We start from the raw sequence: 17,317 nt of genomic DNA, 5'->3' as shown, positions 1-17,317 counted from the left end.
ATCGGCTCAATTTCGAGCAATCCATTGTCACGCTTCCATCACTACGGCAATATGTCCAGCATGAGCGAAGATCAGCCTCACGTATCTGGACGATCCGTGCCCGCGATCGACGAAATCGCGTACGACATCCTCCGCGCGCTGCGTCGCAACGGACGGATCTCGATCGCCGCCCTGGCCCAGGAGGTCGGGATCTCGCGTGCCAGCGCCTACTCCCGCGTCGAGTCGCTGACGCGGGCGGGCATCATCACCGGGTACACCGCGGAGGTCGACACCACACGACTCGGCCTCGGCGTGAGCGCCCTCGTGTTCTGCACGATCCAGCCGCAGTCCTGGACGTCGTTCCTCCAGGCGATCGGCGAGATGCCCGATGTCGAGTCGGCGATGGTGATGACCGGTGAGCACGACGTGATGCTGATCGTGCGCAGCATCGACATGGAGCGCATGCAGTCGCTCGTGATCGGCACGATCGCCGACCGTCCCGAGGTCACCAAGGTCGAGACGGCGATCGTGATGGGCGAGGTGTTCCGCCGCCCGTTCGTGCTGCCGGACGAGATCCCGCAGCGCGCGGCGATCGGGGTCGACAGCGGTCTGATGCGGTTCACCCGCACTGACGGGAGCAGGGGCACCCGGATCTGAGGGTTCAGATCCGGGGTCGTGGAGCGAGCACCGGCCTAGCGGAGGGACCCCGGGTCGGCGGCGCTGAACGGGCCGGGCGCCTCAGACCTGCAGGCAGACGCTCACGTGGTCGACCCCGTCGACCGCGAAGTCCTCGACGAGGCGGATCCGGCCGTCCTCGGCCTGCTCGGCGCGGCTGACCGCGTCTCCCCGCACGACGGTGCCATCCGCCACGAGCGCATGCGCGAACGAGACCCGCACCTCGGCACCCGCCACCTCGCCGACGAAGCGCCCCTCCGTCACCGTGTCCCCGGTGTACTCGCCCCAGATCAACCGGCCGTCCTGGTGATAGTCGAAGGTCGTCGGAGCAGCGGAGTCGACGGCGCTGGCGGTCGAGGAGACCATGGCGAAGCGCAGCCCGTCGAGGGAGAGCGTGGAAGGCATGACGACGAGTATGGACCCCGCTCGGGCGATCGGCGCAATCCCGGCGCGCCCCCGATCGGGCGCGAGCGGGTCTCGACGGATCGTGCAGACGTGGTCGGTCCGGCCTCGCTGATGACGACTTCCCGGTCCTGCGGAATCTATTAACAGGTTCATCCACATGTGGATTACTCGGGGAATGCGGAAATGATCCCGCACGACATTGTCCGGCCGGATCGCTCGGCTGGATACCGGCTGTTCACCGGCTGTTTTCCGATTCCTCGCAGGAAAGGATCCGGCGCGCGACCGAAACGGATCCCTTCCTTTCCGGAGCCTGTGCGGAAGCTCGGGAGAACCTGTCGGACCCGTCAGGAGATCCGGCGGAAGAGGGAATTCCCGGCGGCCGCGAATGCGCTGCCGACGGCGAGGATGGCCGTACTGCCGCCGGCGTAGGCGATCTGCAGATGGCTGCCGTGGTTCTCCACGGTGACGAAGATGACCACGAACGCGATCGCCGAGGCGACCGCGCTCGCTCCGGAGACCCACCAGAGCGCTCGCAGCGACCGCGCCGGGGGAACGGCCTCCGGCACCCGCCACAGCAGGAGGGCGATGCCGCCGAGGCATCCGCATGCCGCGACGAGCATGAAAGCCGCGACCACGTCGCTGGGGCGGTGCCACTGCTGGATCACGAGTCCGATGCCCGTCAGCACAGCGAACGCCCCGCCGAGCGCCGCCGCGAGCGGACGCCAGCGCGGAGGGCTGACCACGAAGACGGCGAAGGCCGCAGCCGCCGCCACCGTCGCATGCCCGGATGGGAATGAATTGTCGAGGAGGTCGGTCGCGCCGGTCGCGGCCCGCTCCAGGAAGACGTGCTTGGCGAGCTCTGCGGCGGCCACCGCCACGGCGCCGACGCCCAGCGCCACCGTCAGATGCCGGAACCGGCGGGTCACGATGCCGATGATGAGCGTGACCAGGATCCCGCCGCCGACGGCGACGGTCGGAACGTTGCCCAGAACCAAGCCCGCCACCCGGTAGACGGCGTCGTGCTGACCCGACGCGCCGACGAAGGCGCGCTCGTCGACGATCTGCCCGACGTAGGTGCGGACGAAGAACAGGTAGGTCGCTACGAATGCGACGGCCAGCAGCACGGCGGCAAGCGCGAACGGTGCCACCCCACGTCTCGCCGCCATGACTCCATCATGCAGGCTCGACCTGTGCAGGCGCCTCACGGTCGCTGCCGCTCGCGCGCGCCGTATCCAGCAGGGGCAGCGCGATGTGCACGAGCGGACCGATCCCGAGCGCGAAGACGACGGTGCCGATGCCCACGGTGCCGCCGAGCAGCCAGCCGATCACGAGCACCGTGACCTCGACCGTCAGACGGGAGACCCAGATCGGCCAGCCGAGACGCGCGTTCATGCCGGTCATGAGACCGTCGCGGGGGCCGGGGCCGAACCGTGCGCCGATGTAGAGCCCGCTCGCCAGAGCGACGACGAGCACACCCGCGACCAGCACGAGCACCTGCGCGAGCAGGCCGTGCACCGGCGGGACGACCGTGACGGTCGCCTGGATCGCGGTGCCCACGAGCAGCACGTTGAGCAGGGTGCCGATGCCGGGCTTCTGACGCAGCGGGATCCACAGCAGCAGCACGAGCAGCCCGACGATGTTCGTGATCCAGCCCACGCCGATGCCGGTGTGACGAGCCAGGCCCTGGGCGAAAACGGTCCACGGATCCACGCCCAGACCGGCGGTGATCATGAGTCCGTCTCCGACGCCGTAGAGCACGAGACCGATCAGCAGCTGCAGCACCCTTCGTGTCATGCCTCCATGATCGAGCAGAAATGGACTGTTGACACCAGTCCAATCGGCCTAGGCTGGCCTCATGGACTCCCGGCTCTCCGCTCGCGCCCTGGTCGAGCTGCTCGGACTGTGGCGCACCAGCGAACCCGCCTTCGACGCCCTCGCCGACGCCATCCGCCTGCTGTGCTTGGACAACCGGATCGCCGCCGAGACCGCCCTCCCGGCGGAACGCGAGCTCGCCGCAGCACTCGGGGTGAGCCGCACCACGGTCGCGGCCGCCTACCGCAGCCTGCGCAGCACGGGCCACATCGTGAGCCGGCAGGGATCCGGCAGCGTGACCCGCCCGCTCGGACGCACGGCCGCGGCACGCTGGTTCGATCGGGAGGGCATCGATCTGCAGCAGGCGAGTCCCCCCGCCTGGCCCGGGCTTCCCGGAGTGATCGCCGAGGCCGCGGCTTCGGCGACCGCGCTCGTCTCCCGGGCCGGATACGACATCCTCGGTCACGCCGAGCTGCGGGGGGCGATCGCCGATCGCTATGCGCAACAGGGGATCCCGACGACGCCGTCGCAGATCATGGTCACGACGGGTGCGCAGCAGGCACTGAACCTCATCGCCTCCACGCTGCTGCGACGTGCCGACCGCGTACTGCTGGAGACGCCGAGCTATCCGCACGCCATGGAGACGTTCCGCCGCGTGGGCGCCCGGCTCGTCGGCGTGCCGGTGGACTGCGACCTCGGCTGGGACGTGGATCGGGCCGCCCAGGCGTTCGCCCGGACGAGACCGGTGCTCGCCTACCTGATGCCCGAGTTCCAGAATCCGACGGGCCGCACGATGAGCGTCGCCGAGCGGGCGGTGTTCGAACGCTCGGCGCACGACGCCGGATCCTTCCTCCTCATCGACGAGACCACCGCCGATCTCGACATCGACGGGCTCCCGCGCCTGCACCCGCTCGGCGTCGGGCACACCTCGACCATCCGGGTCGGATCCCTCGGCAAGTCGGTCTGGGGAGGCCTGCGGATCGGCTGGATCCGCGCGGCCGACGACGTGATCCGGCGCCTGCGGGCCGCCCGCCCCACCCACGACCTGGGCACTCCCGACCTCGAGCAGGCCGTCGCGACGCGGGTGGTGCAGCGGCTGGATGAGATCCTGCCGCAGCGCTCGGCACTGCTGCGCGCCGGAAGGGATGCCCTGAGCGGCGCGCTCGCCCGCGCGCTGCCGGAGTGGTCTGTGCCCCGGGTGCACGGCGGGGTCGCGCTCTGGACCGGATTCGCACAACCGCTCAGCTCGGCGCTGGTGATCGACGCCGCATCGCACGGTCTGCATCTGAGCGCCGGCGGCCGCTTCGCGGTGGAGGGCGGCCAGGAACGACGACTGCGGATCCCGTTCACGGCCGAGCCGCGCGAACTGGAGCGGGCCGTCGAGATCCTCGCGGCATCGTGGGGGCGCGTCACCGCGGGCGCTCCGCGCCTGTCTCCGATCGCCGCCCTCGCCGAGGCGGTCGTGTAGCACGCGGGCCCCGTGCCTCGCCCGCCGGGACCGGCGACGGAACGGCAGGTCAGTGCCCGCGCAGGTCGAACTCCTCGAACACCTCGCCCGGACCCTCGCCCCACGCGTAGACGACGAACGTCCCGGCCTCACCGGGTTCATCGAGGAAACCGCCCGCACCGTGGAAGTCATTCAGCCGCCCGGACGGGGCGACGGCGACGGTCAGATCGCCGGGGATGCTCTGCGCGTCGTAGAAGGCCTGCAACTCGACCGCGCTCTCGTCGCTGCGGATGAGGAGGGCACCCAGGTACTGCATGCCGTTCCCGTTGCCCACGATCTTCGCCGCGCGGGACGTCGAGTCGACCAGCTCAGTCCTCTCCGGCAAAGGAAGCGCCCGCAACGACGACTCGACGCTTCGCGCCGAGGCGTCGTTCACCAGGGTGATCGTCACCGGAGGACCGACGATCGCGGCGACGACGATTCCGAGCACGATCCAGCCGCTGAATCGGCGTCTCGCCTTCGGAGCCTGCGATCTCGTCGACATGCCAATCCCCCTCGGGGCCATCCTCTCAGCACTTCACCGGACGCCCTGCCATCGACGTCGCGCGCGGCGTGCTCACGGGTCGATGCTGCACTGCGAGGTGAGCCGCATGTGGATGAGGCCATCGATCGTGCTCGTGTCCCGGAGGCTCATCGTCGCGACCGGAAGGGTCTCGCTGTAGCGGAGGTCCTCGTGCATCGCGCGGTCTCGAGAGTAGCCCGCGGCATCCCACCGCTGGAGGATCCCCATCACCGAGGCGGCGTTGTCATCCGTCTCGAACTCGAGTGCCGCGACGAACTGCGCCCCCTCCTCGTCGCATCCTTCCTGCTCCACGGCGACGGATTCAGGATCGAGCCGAGCTCCGGTCCTGTCGCGGACGAGTCCGACGGCGGCCTCGAGCGATGCGAGAGACAGGTCCTCCACGCCGGCGCGGAGCTCCGCCCTGGTGTAGCTCGGCGGCGGCGGTGATTCCTCCACGGGGGGTCGAGCGCCGGTGCTGAGACCACAGGCCCGGGTGTGGCCGGCGAGCTTCGGAAGGAAGAAGGCGGACGCGCCTGCCGTCGAGACGGGACTCGCCGCAGCCTTGCGCGACGCGGCGTACCGCACCCGCAGCGCGTCCCCCGACTGCTCCACGACATAGGCGCCGTCGGCGAAGGGATGATACCCGTCGTCCGCGCGGGTGGACTCGACAGCGGTCACGAAGATCCCGTCGCTGCGGAAGACGGTGCCCGAGGCGGCGAACAGGAATGACCGCTCCTCGACGATGTACCCGGTCTCGCAGCCGTCACTGAGGAGGGGGACGACCGTCGCCGACGAGGTGATCACCCACGCGAAACCCGCCAGGCCGGCGGTGATGATCGCAACGATCCGGACGGGGACGAGCAGCAGAAGCCAGAGGCGGGCGACCGGGATCGCACAGAGGCCGACCGCGAGCGCACCGAGACTCACGACTCCTGCGAGGCCCAGGAGGCGATCCGTACCCCACGTCCCGATCAGCACGGAGGTCCGGCCGCCGGAGCTGGTCGAGACCAGCAACAGGGATGCGACGATGATCAGGGAGACGGCGAGGAAGGCCCCGGCGATCATGGCCGCTCGTCGGCGCCGCGCCCGCCGGGTCATCGGGTCGAGAAGCAGCTCTTCAGGCTCCGTCTCCTGCGCGGTCGACATCTTCGTCAGCCTAAGTGCGACGGCGCGCACGCGCGCTGTGCACCCTCTGTGAGAGAGGCGACGAGTCGATGATCAGGAAACTGTGGAGCCTAGGAGATTCGAACTCCTGACATCCTGCTTGCAAAGCAGGCGCTCTACCAACTGAGCTAAGGCCCCGTGTCGATGACGGGTTTCGACCGAATGAGCGGATCCGATTTCTCGGATCCGCTCACATGTCGGTGGGGCTACCAGGACTTGAACCTGGGACCTCTTCATTATCAGTGAAGCGCTCTAACCGCCTGAGCTATAGCCCCGTATCAACCTCCAAGACTTTACCTGACGGCGGCGCGAACACGAAATCGGCGCGGTCAGCGCCCTTCGGTCAGGGTGATGCTCCCTGCGGACAGGGTCGACTGGATGCGATGAGAGGACGACGGATCGGTCTGGATCTGCGCGTCCAGGCTCCCCGCCGAGGTGTCCTTCGACAGGTCGTAGCGGCCGGACGGAACCGTGACGTCCATGGATCCGGCGCTCACGTCGAGGCGGATCAGGTCGGGCTGGGAGCCGCTGATCGCGGCGCTGATGTCTCCGGCCGACATCGACAGGTCGGCGGTGGTCACGTCCTGCAGGCGCACCGTGGCGGATCCGGCGCTGATCCGCGTGGTGAAGGCTTTCGCTCCTCCGTCGACGGTCAGCTGCCCGGCGTTCACGGTGGTGGACAGCGTGTCGAACCGCCCCTCCGCCGTGAGCGATCCCGCATCCAGCTGGAGGTCCGCGTTCAGCTCGCCCTCCAGCTCGCGGGGAAGGGTGAGCGTCATCTGCGGATCCTGTCCGAACCAGGCGCCGATCCACCATCCGAAGGCTCCGCCCGGACGTTCGATCCGCAGCACGTCGCCCTCACGGCGCATGGTCCAGTCGCCCGCGTCCTGGCCGTCGACGATCATCGTCGCGTCGGTCGTGTCGCCGAACCGGATCGTCGCATCGCCGCGGCCGACGTCGACCTTCAGCGTGGTGATCCCGTCGGCGTGCACCGTGCTGCTGCTCCGCGCGGATCCGTTCCCGGTCGCGACCTGATGCATCGCGGCGAACGCCGACGTGCCGCCGACCGTGACGAGCGCGCCGCCGCCGATGATCGCCGCGGCGATCGTGATCGCGGTGAGCGCACCGCGCGGCGGCCGTGGCGCAGGGGAACCCGGGGAGTGCTCGGCGCCCGGGGTCGCCGGGGCCGCGGGCGTCGCCGGCGCCCCGCCGAACGGGTCCGTGCCGGGGGCGGGAGGGGTGACATCGGTCATCGGTTCGTTCCCGTCTGTGAAGGGCCGGCCGGGGATCCACCCCGGCCGGTGCTGGAGATGTGGGCGATCGCGGCGAGCACCCGGCGGTTGCCGGACTCGTCGGGTTCGAGCCCGAGCTTCTGGAAGATGGCGGTGATGTGCTTCTCGACGCTCGCCTCGGAGAGGAACAGCGTGCCCGCGATCGCCTGGTTCGACCGGCCCTCGGCGATCATCGCGAGCACCGTGCGCTCGCGATCGGTGAGACTCCGCATCCGGTCGTCCTGGCTCCGCCGAGTGAGCAGCTGCGCCACGACCTCCGGATCCAGCACGGTCGAACCCGCGGCGATGCGCTGCACCGACTCGATGAACTCGGCGACGTCCGCGACGCGGTCCTTCAGCAGGTAGCCCAGCGGACCCGCGGATCCCTGAGCCGCGATGAGGTCGGACGCGTACCGCTCCTCCACATACTGCGAGAGCACGAGCAGCGGCAGCTGGGGGAGGCGCTTGCGCAGCGACAGAGCTGCGCGGATCCCCTCGTCCACGAACGTCGGCGGCAGGCGCACGTCGAGGATGCAGAGCTCGGGATCGCGGGCGTCGACGGTCTCGTCGAGCTCGGTGGCGTCGGGGAGGGCCGCGACCACAGTGTGCCCGGCGTCCTCGAGGAGACGTACGAGGCCTTCGCGCAGGAGGACGGAGTCCTCGCAGATCAGGATGCGCACGGGACGCTCACCTCCAGGCTCGTGGGACCGCCGACCGGACTGTCCAGCCGGATGGTGCCGCCGGCGGCGAGCACCCGGTTGCCGATCCCGTCGAGGCCCCCGCCGGCGATGACGGTCGCACCGCCGATGCCGTTGTCCTCGACACGGGCCCAGAGCGTGCCGCCGTCGCGCTTGCGCACCACGACACGGCACTCGCTCGCCCGGGAGTGCTTGGCGGCGTTGGTGAGCGACTCCGCGATGGCGAAGTAGACCGCCGCCTCGGCGTCACGGGAGCAGCGGCCGTCCAGTCGCACGTCGAGCGCCACGGGCACCGGCGAGCGTCCGGCCAGCGCGGAGAGCGCCGCGTCGAGCCCGCGGTCGTCGAGCACCGAGGCGTGGATGCCGCGCGCCAGCTGGCGCAGCTCGGTGATCGCCGCCTTGGTGGACGTGTGCGCCTCGGCGATGAGCGCCTTCGCCGCCTCGGGATCCGTGTCGATCTTCTGCTGCGCCATCCCGAGGGTCATCCCGACGGACACGAGGCGCGGCTGCACGCCGTCGTGCAGATCCCGCTCGATCCGGGTGCGCTCGACATCGGCCGCCCGCACCGCGCCCGCACGCTGCGCGGTGGTGGTGCGCACCTGCTCGCTGAGATCGAGGTTGCGGTCGGGCGTCGCCACGATGCCGCGCGAGATCACCCGGTGCAGCAGCGCCAGGCTGATGATGCCGACGACGGCCGCCGCCGCGCCCGCGCCGCCGAGGACGGGGGCCCACGCGCGGGGATAGCTCGTGCCCCAGCCGGTGTCGACATCGCCGCCGGTGAACAGCGGCGCGAACGCCGTCACGGCGGACCAGCCGAACCAGGTCATGAGGCGCAGCACCAGCGAGCCCAGCGCGCACGCGATCGCGAAGTTCGCGATCGCCCGCCACATCCGCCCGTTGTAGGCCTGGCGCCAGAGCGACAGCAGCCAGCCGCCGAAGCCCGGCCGCTCGCGAGGACGCCAGCGTAGAGCCGGAAGGTCGAAGCCGTAGAGGCCGTTCAGTCGTGCGATCTCGAACCAGCCGAGCCCGAACAGCGCGTAGACCAGCCCCACGAGCATCACGATCCCGACGCCGACGAAGAGGAGGCCGACCCCGCCGAACAGCCACGCCGTCAGGAAGCCGACGAGCCCGGATCCGATGACGCCGAGGGCGGCGAGCTCGAGGATCGTGAGGAACAGGCGCAGCGGCGTGCGTGCGGCGGCCGCGGGAAGCGGGCCGGCGGCCGCCCCCGAGGGGGGCGGGCTGTAGGACGGAGCGGTAGACATGGCTCCACGCTACGGGGGTGCTCGCGGACGGGGAACGGAGGCAGCCGGAGGAAGCCGTTCGGGATTTCCATAAGCCGTCTCGGGATCCGGATCGGCGCGGCTTATGCATGCCTATCCTCGATGGACGCGCGCGCCCGCTCATGCTTACGTGATCTCATGCACGCAGCGAGAGAACGGGACAGCACCAGGTGAGCGCACTCCATCCGCAGGAACCGCACGGCTCCGGACTCGGTCAGCGCCTGAACTGGCTGCGCGCCGGAGTCCTCGGCGCCAACGACGGCATCGTCTCGGTCGCCTCCCTCGTCGTCGGCGTGGCCGGGGCGACCACCGACAACGCCGCGCTCCTCATCGCCGGCCTCGCCGGCCTCATCGGCGGCGCGATCTCGATGGCGCTCGGCGAGTACGTCTCGGTGAGCAGTCAGCGCGACAGCGAGCGCGCCCTCATCGCCAAGGAGCGCGAGGAACTGCGCACCATGCCGGAAGCGGAGCTCGCCGAGCTGACCGAGCTGTACAAGCAGCGCGGCCTGAGCGAACAGACCGCGCATCAGGTCGCGGTCGAGCTCACCGCCCACGACGCCCTCGCCGCGCATCTCGAGGTCGAGCTCGGCATCGATCAGGACGACCTCGTCAACCCGTGGCACGCCGCCCTCTCCTCGGCGATCGCCTTCACCGCGGGGGCGATCCTGCCGCTCCTGGCGATCCTGCTGCCGCCGCCGGCCTGGCGCGTCCCTGTCACCTTCGTCGCCGTGCTCGTCGCCCTCGCGGCCACGGGCGCCCTCTCGGCACGGATCGGCGGCTCGAACGCGGTGCGCGCATCGCTCCGTCTCGTGATCGGCGGCGCGCTCGCCCTCGTCGCGACCTGGCTCATCGGCACGCTGCTGGGCACGACCGGAGTGGTCTGACGCCGACTCGGCCGCACCCCGACGACGAAAGGCCCGGATCCGAGGGATCCGGGCCTTTCGCGAGTCCGCTGCGTCAGTTCGAGGTGAAGCCGACCAGCAGTCCGCCGGTCACCTTGACCGCGAAGTTGTAGATCCCGGCGACGACCGCGCCCAGCACCGTGAACACGATGAGGTTCAGGATCGCGCAGACCGATCCGAAGGCCAGCACCTGGGGGAGGCCGATCACCTTGCTGAGCTTGAACCCGTCGGCGATGCCGCTGACGAACTCATCGGCCTTCCCCATCAGGCCGGTGGCGTCCACCACCAGGTAGATCAGCAGGAACGAGACCAGCGTGACGATCGCGATCGCGATCGCCCCCAGGAAGGACAGCTTCACCGCCGACCAGAAGTCGATGTAGACCAGGCGCAGACGCACCTGCTTGCTGGAGGTCTTCCGGGATGACTTCTTCGCGAGCTTGTCGGCTACCGTGCTCATGCGTCAGTTCCTTCGGGGGCTTCGGGGGACTCGGTCTCGGGGGCCGCACCGGAGTCCTCGGACTCCTCGCTGTCGGCCAGGCCGCGCTCGGTGTTCCGGGCGATCGCAAGGATCCGATCGTCCTCGTCGGTCCGGGCGAAAACCACGCCCATGGTGTTGCGACCCTTTGCCGGCACCTCGGCCACGGCAGAGCGTACCACCTTGCCGCTGGCAAGAACCACAAGGACCTCATCGTCTTCCTGGACGATCAGGCCACCGGCGAGAATCCCCCGGTCATCGTTCAGTTTCGCGACCTTGATGCCCTGACCGCCACGGCCCTGCACACGGTACTCGTCCACGGAGGTGCGCTTGGCGTAGCCGCCGTCGGTGACGACGAACACGAAGCCGGAATCGGTGACGAGGGAGGCCGAGAGCAGGCTGTCCTCGGGGGCGAACCGCATCCCCTTGACGCCCTCGGTCGCGCGTCCCATCGGGCGCAGCGCCTCATCGGTCGCGTGGAAGCGCACCGACATCCCGTGGCGGCTGATGAGCAGCACGTCGTCCGTCGCGTCGACGAGGAACGCGCTGACCAGCTCGTCCTCCTCGCGCAGGCGAATCGCGATGACGCCGCCCTGACGGTTGGTGTCGTAGTCGCCGAGCCGGCTCTTCTTGACCAGGCCGCCACGGGTGGCGAGGACGAGATACTGGGCCGCCTCGTAGTCGCGGATGTCGAGGATCTGGGCGATCTTCTCCTCCGGCTGCAGGGCGAGCAGGTTGGCGACGTGCTGGCCCTTCGCGTCACGACCGGCCTCGGGGATCTCGTACGCCTTGGTGCGGTAGACGCGACCCTTGTCCGTGAAGAACAGCAGCCAGTGGTGCGTGGTCGTGACGAAGAAGTGCTCGACGAGGTCGTCGGCGCGCAGCTGCGCCCCCTTGACGCCCTTGCCGCCACGGTGCTGCGAACGGTAGTTGTCGCTCCGGGTGCGCTTGATGTAGCCCTCACGGGTGACCGTGACGACCATCTCCTCCTCGGCGATGAGGTCTTCCATCGAGACGTCGCCGTCGAAGCCGTGCAGGATGTGCGTGCGGCGTTCGTCGCCGAAGCGCTCGACGATCGCGGTCAGCTCGTCGCGGATGATCGAACGCTGACGGCCCTCGTCGGCGATGATCTCCTTGTAGTCGGCGATCCGCACCTCGAGCTCGGCGGCCTCGTCGATGATCTTCTGGCGCTCCATCGCCGCGAGGCGGCGCAGCTGCATGTCGAGGATCGCCTGGGCCTGCTCCTCGTCGATGTCGAGGAGCTTCTGCAGACCCTCGTTCGCCTCCTGCGCGGAGGGCGAGCGGCGGATCAGGGCGATGACCTCGTCCAGCGCGTCGAGCGCCTTGAGGTAGCCCTGCAGGATGTGCATGCGCGCCTCGGCCTTGGCCAGGCGGAACTTCGTGCGGCGCACGATGACGTCGATCTGGTGGTCGAGCCAGTGCGTGATGAAGCCGTCCAGCGCCAGGGTGCGGGGCACCCCGTCCACGATCGCGAGCATGTTCGCGCCGAAGTTGTCCTGCAGCTGGGTGTGCTTGTACAGGTTGTTCAGCACGACCTTGGCGACCGCGTCGCGCTTGAGCACGATGACCAGGCGCTGGCCCGTGCGGTCGCTCGACTCGTCGCGGATGTCCGCGATGCCGGTGATCTTGCCCTCACGGGCGAGGTCGCCGATCTTCACCGCGAGGTTGTCGGGGTTCACCTGGTAGGGCAGCTCGGTGATCACGAGGCAGGTGCGGCCCTGGATCTCCTCGACGCCGACCACCGCGCGCATCGTGATGGATCCGCGTCCGGTGCGGTACGCCTCCTGGATCCCCTTCGTGCCGAGGATCTGCGCGCCGGTCGGGAAGTCGGGGCCGGGGACCCGCTGGATCAGGCCCTCGAGCAGCTCCTCACGGGGCAGCGAGGGGTTCTCGAGCGCCCACAGCGCGGCGTCGGAGACCTCGCGCAGGTTGTGCGGCGGGATGTTCGTCGCCATGCCGACCGCGATGCCGATCGAGCCGTTGACGAGCAGGTTCGGGAAGCGCGCCGGCAGGACGTCGGGCTCCTCGGTCTGGCCGTCGTAGTTCGGCGAGAAGTCGACCGTGTTCTCCTCGATGTCGCGCACCATCTCGAGCGCGAGGGGAGCCATCTTCGTCTCGGTGTACCGGGGGGCCGCGGCGCCCATGTTGCCCGGGGAGCCGAAGTTCCCCTGACCGAGCGCGAGCGGATAGCGCAGCGACCACGGCTGCACCAGGCGCACGAGGGTGTCGTAGATCGCGGTGTCGCCGTGCGGGTGGTACTGACCCATGACCTCGCCGACCACGCGGGCGCACTTGGAGAACGACTTGTCGGGGCGGAAGCCGCCGTCGTACATGCCGTAGATCACACGGCGGTGCACGGGCTTGAGTCCGTCGCGCACGTCGGGCAGCGCGCGGCCGACGATGACCGCCATCGCGTAGTCGAGGTACGACCGCTGCATCTCCGACTGCAGGTCGACCTGGTCGATCTTGCCGTGGTTGTGGCCGTCCCGGATGTCCTGCGCGCCCTCGTTCGTGATGATCTCTTCGTCGTCAGCCATGTCTGCTCTTCCTGAGTGGTCCAGAAGTTTTGTGCGCGCTGCGGCGCGCGGATCCCGTCACGGGATCAGATGTCGAGGAACCGCACGTCCTTGGCGTTGCGCTGGATGAAGCTGCGGCGGGACTCGACGTCCTCGCCCATCAGCACGCTGAAGATCTCGTCCGCCGCGGCGGCGTCGTCGATCGTGATCTGGCGGAGCGTGCGCGTGGTGTGATCCATCGTGGTCTCCCACAGCTCCTTGGCGTTCATCTCGCCGAGACCCTTGTAGCGTTGGATGCCAGCCTCCTTGGGGATCCGCTTGCCGTTCGCGAGCCCCTCGTTCAGCAGGGCGTCGCGCTCCGCGTCGGAGTACACGTACTCGTGCGGGGCGTTCGTCCACTTGAGGCGGTACAGCGGCGGCATCGCGAGGAACACGAAGCCGGCCTCGATGAGCCCGCGCATGTAGCGGAAGAGGAGCGTCAGCAGCAGGGTCGTGATGTGCTGGCCGTCGACGTCGGCATCGGCCATCAGCACGATCTTGTGGTAGCGCGCCTTCTCGAGGTCGAAGTCCTCGCCGATGCCCGTGCCGAAGGCCTGGATCATCGCCTGGACCTCCTTGTTGGCCAGGGCCTTGTCCAGTCGCGCGCGCTCGACGTTGAGGATCTTGCCGCGCAGCGCCAGGATCGCCTGGGTGTGCGGGTCACGACCCTGCACGGCCGAACCGCCGGCCGAGTCGCCCTCCACGAGGAAGATCTCCGAGATCGACGGATCCTTGCTCGTGCAGTCCTTGAGCTTGTCGGGCATCGCGGCCGACTCGAAGACGCTCTTGCGGCGGGCGGTCTCCCGCGCCTTGCGGGCGGCCATGCGGGCGGTGGCGGCCTCGACGGCCTTGGTCACCACGTTCTTCGCCTGCTTCGGGTTGCGGTCGAACCAGTCGCCGAGCTGATCGCCGACCACCTTCTGCGTGAACGCCTTCGCCTCGGTGTTTCCGAGCTTGGTCTTCGTCTGGCCCTCGAACTGCGGTTCGCCGAGCTTGATCGAGATGACCGCGGTGAGGCCCTCGCGCACGTCGTCGCCGGTGAGGTTGTCGTCCTTCTCCTTGAGGATGTTGTTCGCGCGCGCGTAGCGGTTGACGAGCGTCGTCAGCGCCGCGCGGAAGCCCTCCTCGTGGGTGCCGCCCTCATGCGTGTTGATCGTGTTCGCGTAGGTGAACACGTTCTCGGTGTAACCGGTGGTCCACTGCATGGCGACCTCGAGCGAGATCTTGCGCTCGGTGTCCTCCGACTCGAAGGCGATGATCTCGTCGTTGACCACGTCGGCCTTGCGAACGTGGTTGAGGTACTCGACGTAGTCGACGAGGCCGCGCTCGTAGAAGAACACGTCCGCGCGCTGGTGGGTGACGACGGTGCCGTCGACCTCCTCGTCGACCGTCGCGCCCTCGCGCTCGTCGACGAGCTCGATCCGCAGGCCCTTGTTCAGGAACGCCATCTGCTGGAACCGGGTACGGAGGGTGTCGTAGTCGAACTCGACGGTCTCCTGGAAGATGCTGCCGTCCGGCCAGAACGTGATCGCGGTCCCGGTCTCGGTGGTGGCCTCGCCCTTCTCGAGCTGCTGCTGCGGCGCCCCGCCGTCGGCGAAGCTGTGCCGCCAGACGAAGCCCTTCTGCTTGACCTCGACCTCGAAGCGGGTGGAGAGGGCGTTCACGACCGATGAGCCGACGCCGTGCAGACCACCGGAGACCGCGTAGGCGCCGCCGCCGAACTTGCCGCCGGCGTGCAGGATCGTGAGCACGACCTCGACGGTCGACTTCGTCGGATCCGACGAGTGGGGATCCACCGGGATGCCGCGGCCGTTGTCGACGACGCGCACGCCGCCGTCGGCGCGCAGCGTGACGAGGATCGTGTCGGCGTAACCGGCGAGGGCCTCGTCGACCGAGTTGTCGACGATCTCGTACACCAGGTGATGCAGACCCCGCGGGCCGGTCGAGCCGATGTACATGCCGGGGCGCTTGCGCACCGCCTCGAGGCCTTCGAGGATCTGGATCGAGTCGGCGCCGTACTCGGCAGGCTCGGCCGGCGTGCCGGCGGTGCTCTGGTTCGTCGCGGATCCGGGTGCTTCAGCCCCCGTCTGGGTCGATTCGTTCGCGTCAGAGGGGGTTTCAGGCGTCATCTGAGGGGAGGCTCCACATCGAAGATCTAGGTCGTCAGTCTATCGGAAAGACCCCTTCCTGTCTCGTTGTACGCGCTTCTGCGCGCCTGAAGCCCCCCTCGACGGGATGGATCATGTCCTAACCGTAGGTATCGCGCGGACCGCGCCCTGGAGCGACTCTGGGGCCCCATTTCCAGGAAGGGACGTCCGGCCCGACGAAGCGGATGTTCTCCACGCCCGCCTCGGGGTAGCGTCGGCCGATCTCCGTGATGATCACGGCGCGCATGTACTGCAGGTTCTTCGCCCAAGCCGTCGAGTCGCATTTCACCGTGAGCATCCCGCCCTCGAGCGACACCGGTTCCGAGTGCTTCGCCGTGTCCGGCCCGGCGAGCTCGGCCCACTGGAGCACCAGGTCCTCACGGCTCAGCGCCGCCTCCCAGCCCGCATCCCTGGTGAGCTTCGCCAGCACGTCGCCGAGCGTGCCCGGATCCCGGCCCGCGGTGAACGGCGCGTTCTCGTCGTCGACGAGGCGCTTCTTTCGCTTCCAGTTCTTCGAGCTCGGCTTGAGTCCGCGCAGGCGCAGGTAGGTCGCGACGGTCTCCGGCACGTCGGGCTCGACGGGTTCAGTCATGGTCCGCCTCCCCGTCCGCAGGGTTCTCGCGCTCATCCGTGATCGTGCCGGCGGAGATCCGCACCACATGCCGATGCAGCACCTCCGGGATGTCCTCCTCGACCGCGGCGGTGACCAGCACCTGCTCGTAGTCGGCGGTGAGGTCGGCCAGCCGGCGCCGGCGCTCGGCGTCGAGCTCGGCGAACACGTCGTCGAGGATGAGCACCGGGTCGCCGGCGGGGGACTCCGCGCGCAGCAGCTCCGCGGAGGCGAGGCGCAGCGCCAGCGCGATCGACCAGGACTCGCCGTGCGAGGCGTATCCCTTCACCGGCAGGTCGCGAACCCGCAGCAGCAAGTCGTCGCGGTGCGGTCCGACCAGGGTGAGCCCGCGCTCGAGCTCCGCCGAGCGCTTGGCGACGAGGGCGGCGCGGAAGAGCTCGGCTGTGGACCCGACGGACTCCGCGGGATCCGGTCCCTGCGCTTCGGCAGTCTCGGCGACCGATCTCAGGGAGGCCTCCTCCGGATCCCCGCCGCGGATCGACTGCGCCCAGTGCAGGCGCGGATCGTGGTCGGCCCCGGCGATCGCCGCATAGGCCGCGGCCACGCCCGGCTGCAGATCCGCCGCCAGCCGGGATCGCGCGTCGATGATCTCGGATCCGAGCGCGATGAGCTTGTCGTCCCAGACGTCGAGGGTCGTCAGGCCCTCCGCCTTCATGCCCCGGGCGCGCGCCGACTTGAGCAGCGCGGTGCGCTGCCGGAGCACGCGGTCGTAGTCGCCGAGCACCGCGGACATGCGCGGCGTGCGCTGGATGAGCAGCTGATCGGCGAACCGCCGCCGCGCCGAGGGGTCGCCCCGTACGATCTGCAGGTCCTCCGGGGCGAACAGCACGACGTGGGCGTAGCGCGGGAGGTCTGCCGTGCGGCCTGGCGCTCCGTTGATGCGCGCCTTGTTCGATCCCTGTCGATTGATCTGCACCTCGATCAGGACTTTTCTCGGTCCGTGGGCGAGGCGGGTGCGGACGATCGCCGCGTCGTATCCGTCGCGCACCATCGGCGCGTCGGACGAGACCCGGTGCGAGCCGAGGGTGGCGAGGAAGACGATCGCCTCGGCGAGATTGGTCTTGCCCTGGCCGTTGCGCCCCACGAGGACGTTCGGCCCGCGGTGCAGGGTGAGTTCGGCGGTCGCGTAATTGCGGAAATCCACGAGGCTGAGGTGCTCCACAATCACCCGAGCAACCTTACCCGCGGCCCCCGACAGCCGGACCGGCGGGAGCGCTCGACCCGGCCGGCTCCGTTGCCCCGCCGTGCTGCGCGAAACAGCCGCGAGACCGAACCCGCGTCACGAAACCG

General features: G+C 69.4%; 16 protein-coding genes and 2 tRNA genes. 3 read left to right on the top strand and 15 right to left on the bottom strand.

The window, feature by feature from the left end; translation table 11 throughout:
- Nucleotides 1-96 precede the first annotated feature (96 nt).
- On the top strand, nt 97-636 hold the full coding sequence (locus tag J8G10_RS09975) for an Lrp/AsnC family transcriptional regulator (protein ID WP_251443865.1): 540 nt from the start codon (nt 97-99) through the stop codon (nt 634-636).
- An 81-nt stretch (nt 637-717) separates the two neighbouring features.
- On the opposite strand, the gene J8G10_RS09970 is transcribed toward J8G10_RS09975, so the two are convergent.
- The 3 genes from J8G10_RS09970 to J8G10_RS09960 all read right to left on the bottom strand — a co-directional run bounded on the left by J8G10_RS09970 (nt 718) and on the right by J8G10_RS09960 (nt 2,853).
- Nucleotides 718-1,059 carry a hypothetical protein gene (locus J8G10_RS09970; RefSeq protein WP_251443863.1) on the bottom strand — a complete coding sequence of 114 codons (342 nt, stop codon included), beginning with the start codon at nt 1,057-1,059 and terminating at the stop codon, nt 718-720.
- A 344-nt stretch (nt 1,060-1,403) separates the two neighbouring features.
- Nucleotides 1,404-2,225 carry a phosphatase PAP2 family protein gene (locus J8G10_RS09965; RefSeq protein ID WP_251443860.1) on the bottom strand — a complete coding sequence of 274 codons (822 nt, stop codon included), beginning with the start codon at nt 2,223-2,225 and terminating at the stop codon, nt 1,404-1,406.
- Nucleotides 2,226-2,232: 7 nt separating this feature from the next.
- Nucleotides 2,233-2,853 carry a YitT family protein gene (locus J8G10_RS09960; protein ID WP_251443858.1) on the bottom strand — a complete coding sequence of 207 codons (621 nt, stop codon included), beginning with the start codon at nt 2,851-2,853 and terminating at the stop codon, nt 2,233-2,235.
- Nucleotides 2,854-2,914: 61 nt separating this feature from the next.
- Between J8G10_RS09960 and J8G10_RS09955 the strand changes: the two genes are divergently transcribed.
- A complete protein-coding gene (locus tag J8G10_RS09955; RefSeq protein ID WP_251443856.1) occupies nt 2,915-4,339 on the top strand; it encodes a PLP-dependent aminotransferase family protein in 1,425 nt (474 codons plus the stop codon).
- A gap of 49 nt (nt 4,340-4,388) precedes the next feature.
- Here J8G10_RS09955 and J8G10_RS09950 read toward each other — a convergent pair whose 3' ends face one another.
- The 7 genes from J8G10_RS09950 to J8G10_RS09920 all read right to left on the bottom strand — a co-directional run bounded on the left by J8G10_RS09950 (nt 4,389) and on the right by J8G10_RS09920 (nt 9,278).
- The gene (locus tag J8G10_RS09950; protein ID WP_251443854.1) at nt 4,389-4,862 is read right to left on the bottom strand and encodes a hypothetical protein; all 474 of its coding nucleotides are present in this window, start codon (nt 4,860-4,862) and stop codon (nt 4,389-4,391) included.
- A 72-nt stretch (nt 4,863-4,934) separates the two neighbouring features.
- Nucleotides 4,935-6,026 carry a hypothetical protein gene (locus J8G10_RS09945; protein WP_251443852.1) on the bottom strand — a complete coding sequence of 364 codons (1,092 nt, stop codon included), beginning with the start codon at nt 6,024-6,026 and terminating at the stop codon, nt 4,935-4,937.
- Between the two features lie 83 nt (nt 6,027-6,109).
- Nucleotides 6,110-6,182: transfer RNA gene (locus J8G10_RS09940), tRNA-Ala, on the bottom strand.
- Between the two features lie 63 nt (nt 6,183-6,245).
- Nucleotides 6,246-6,319 (bottom strand) — tRNA-Ile (locus J8G10_RS09935).
- Nucleotides 6,320-6,373: 54 nt separating this feature from the next.
- Entirely contained in the window at nt 6,374-7,297 is a 924-nt protein-coding gene (locus J8G10_RS09930; protein WP_251443850.1) for a DUF4097 family beta strand repeat-containing protein, read from the bottom strand.
- Complete coding sequence (locus J8G10_RS09925; RefSeq protein WP_251443848.1) at nt 7,294-7,995, bottom strand: response regulator transcription factor; 702 nt, start codon at nt 7,993-7,995, stop codon at nt 7,294-7,296. Before J8G10_RS09925 ends, J8G10_RS09930 begins: the two co-directional genes overlap by 4 nt.
- Complete coding sequence (locus J8G10_RS09920) at nt 7,983-9,278, bottom strand: histidine kinase (protein WP_251443846.1); 1,296 nt, start codon at nt 9,276-9,278, stop codon at nt 7,983-7,985. The genes J8G10_RS09925 and J8G10_RS09920 overlap by 13 nt, the downstream gene beginning before the upstream one ends.
- A 188-nt stretch (nt 9,279-9,466) precedes the next feature.
- Here J8G10_RS09920 and J8G10_RS09915 point away from each other — a divergent pair, with 188 nt between their 5' ends.
- A complete protein-coding gene (locus J8G10_RS09915) occupies nt 9,467-10,180 on the top strand; it encodes a VIT family protein (protein ID WP_251443843.1) in 714 nt (237 codons plus the stop codon).
- 73 nt (nt 10,181-10,253) lie between these two features.
- Here J8G10_RS09915 and J8G10_RS09910 read toward each other — a convergent pair whose 3' ends face one another.
- From J8G10_RS09910 to recF, 5 genes are all read right to left on the bottom strand, one after another.
- Nucleotides 10,254-10,655 carry a DUF3566 domain-containing protein gene (locus tag J8G10_RS09910; RefSeq protein WP_251443841.1) on the bottom strand — a complete coding sequence of 134 codons (402 nt, stop codon included), beginning with the start codon at nt 10,653-10,655 and terminating at the stop codon, nt 10,254-10,256.
- Nucleotides 10,652-13,231, bottom strand: a complete 2,580-nt coding sequence (gene gyrA, locus J8G10_RS09905) for a DNA gyrase subunit A (RefSeq protein WP_251443838.1) — start codon at nt 13,229-13,231, stop codon at nt 10,652-10,654. The genes J8G10_RS09910 and gyrA overlap by 4 nt, the downstream gene beginning before the upstream one ends.
- Nucleotides 13,232-13,296: 65 nt before the next feature.
- Nucleotides 13,297-15,378 carry a DNA topoisomerase (ATP-hydrolyzing) subunit B gene (gene gyrB, locus J8G10_RS09900; protein WP_251443835.1) on the bottom strand — a complete coding sequence of 694 codons (2,082 nt, stop codon included), beginning with the start codon at nt 15,376-15,378 and terminating at the stop codon, nt 13,297-13,299.
- A gap of 118 nt (nt 15,379-15,496) precedes the next feature.
- On the bottom strand, nt 15,497-15,988 hold the full coding sequence (locus J8G10_RS09895; RefSeq protein WP_251443832.1) for a DUF721 domain-containing protein: 492 nt from the start codon (nt 15,986-15,988) through the stop codon (nt 15,497-15,499).
- Nucleotides 15,981-17,195, bottom strand: coding sequence for a DNA replication/repair protein RecF (gene recF / locus J8G10_RS09890; RefSeq protein ID WP_251443829.1), 1,215 nt, complete (start codon nt 17,193-17,195; stop codon nt 15,981-15,983). The genes J8G10_RS09895 and recF overlap by 8 nt, the downstream gene beginning before the upstream one ends.
- Nucleotides 17,196-17,317 lie beyond the last annotated feature (122 nt).

Source organism: Microbacterium sp. USTB-Y, from assembly GCF_023703415.1.
Taxonomy (GTDB): domain Bacteria; phylum Actinomycetota; class Actinomycetes; order Actinomycetales; family Microbacteriaceae; genus Microbacterium.
This window is presented reverse-complemented; position numbering and strand designations above follow the sequence as displayed.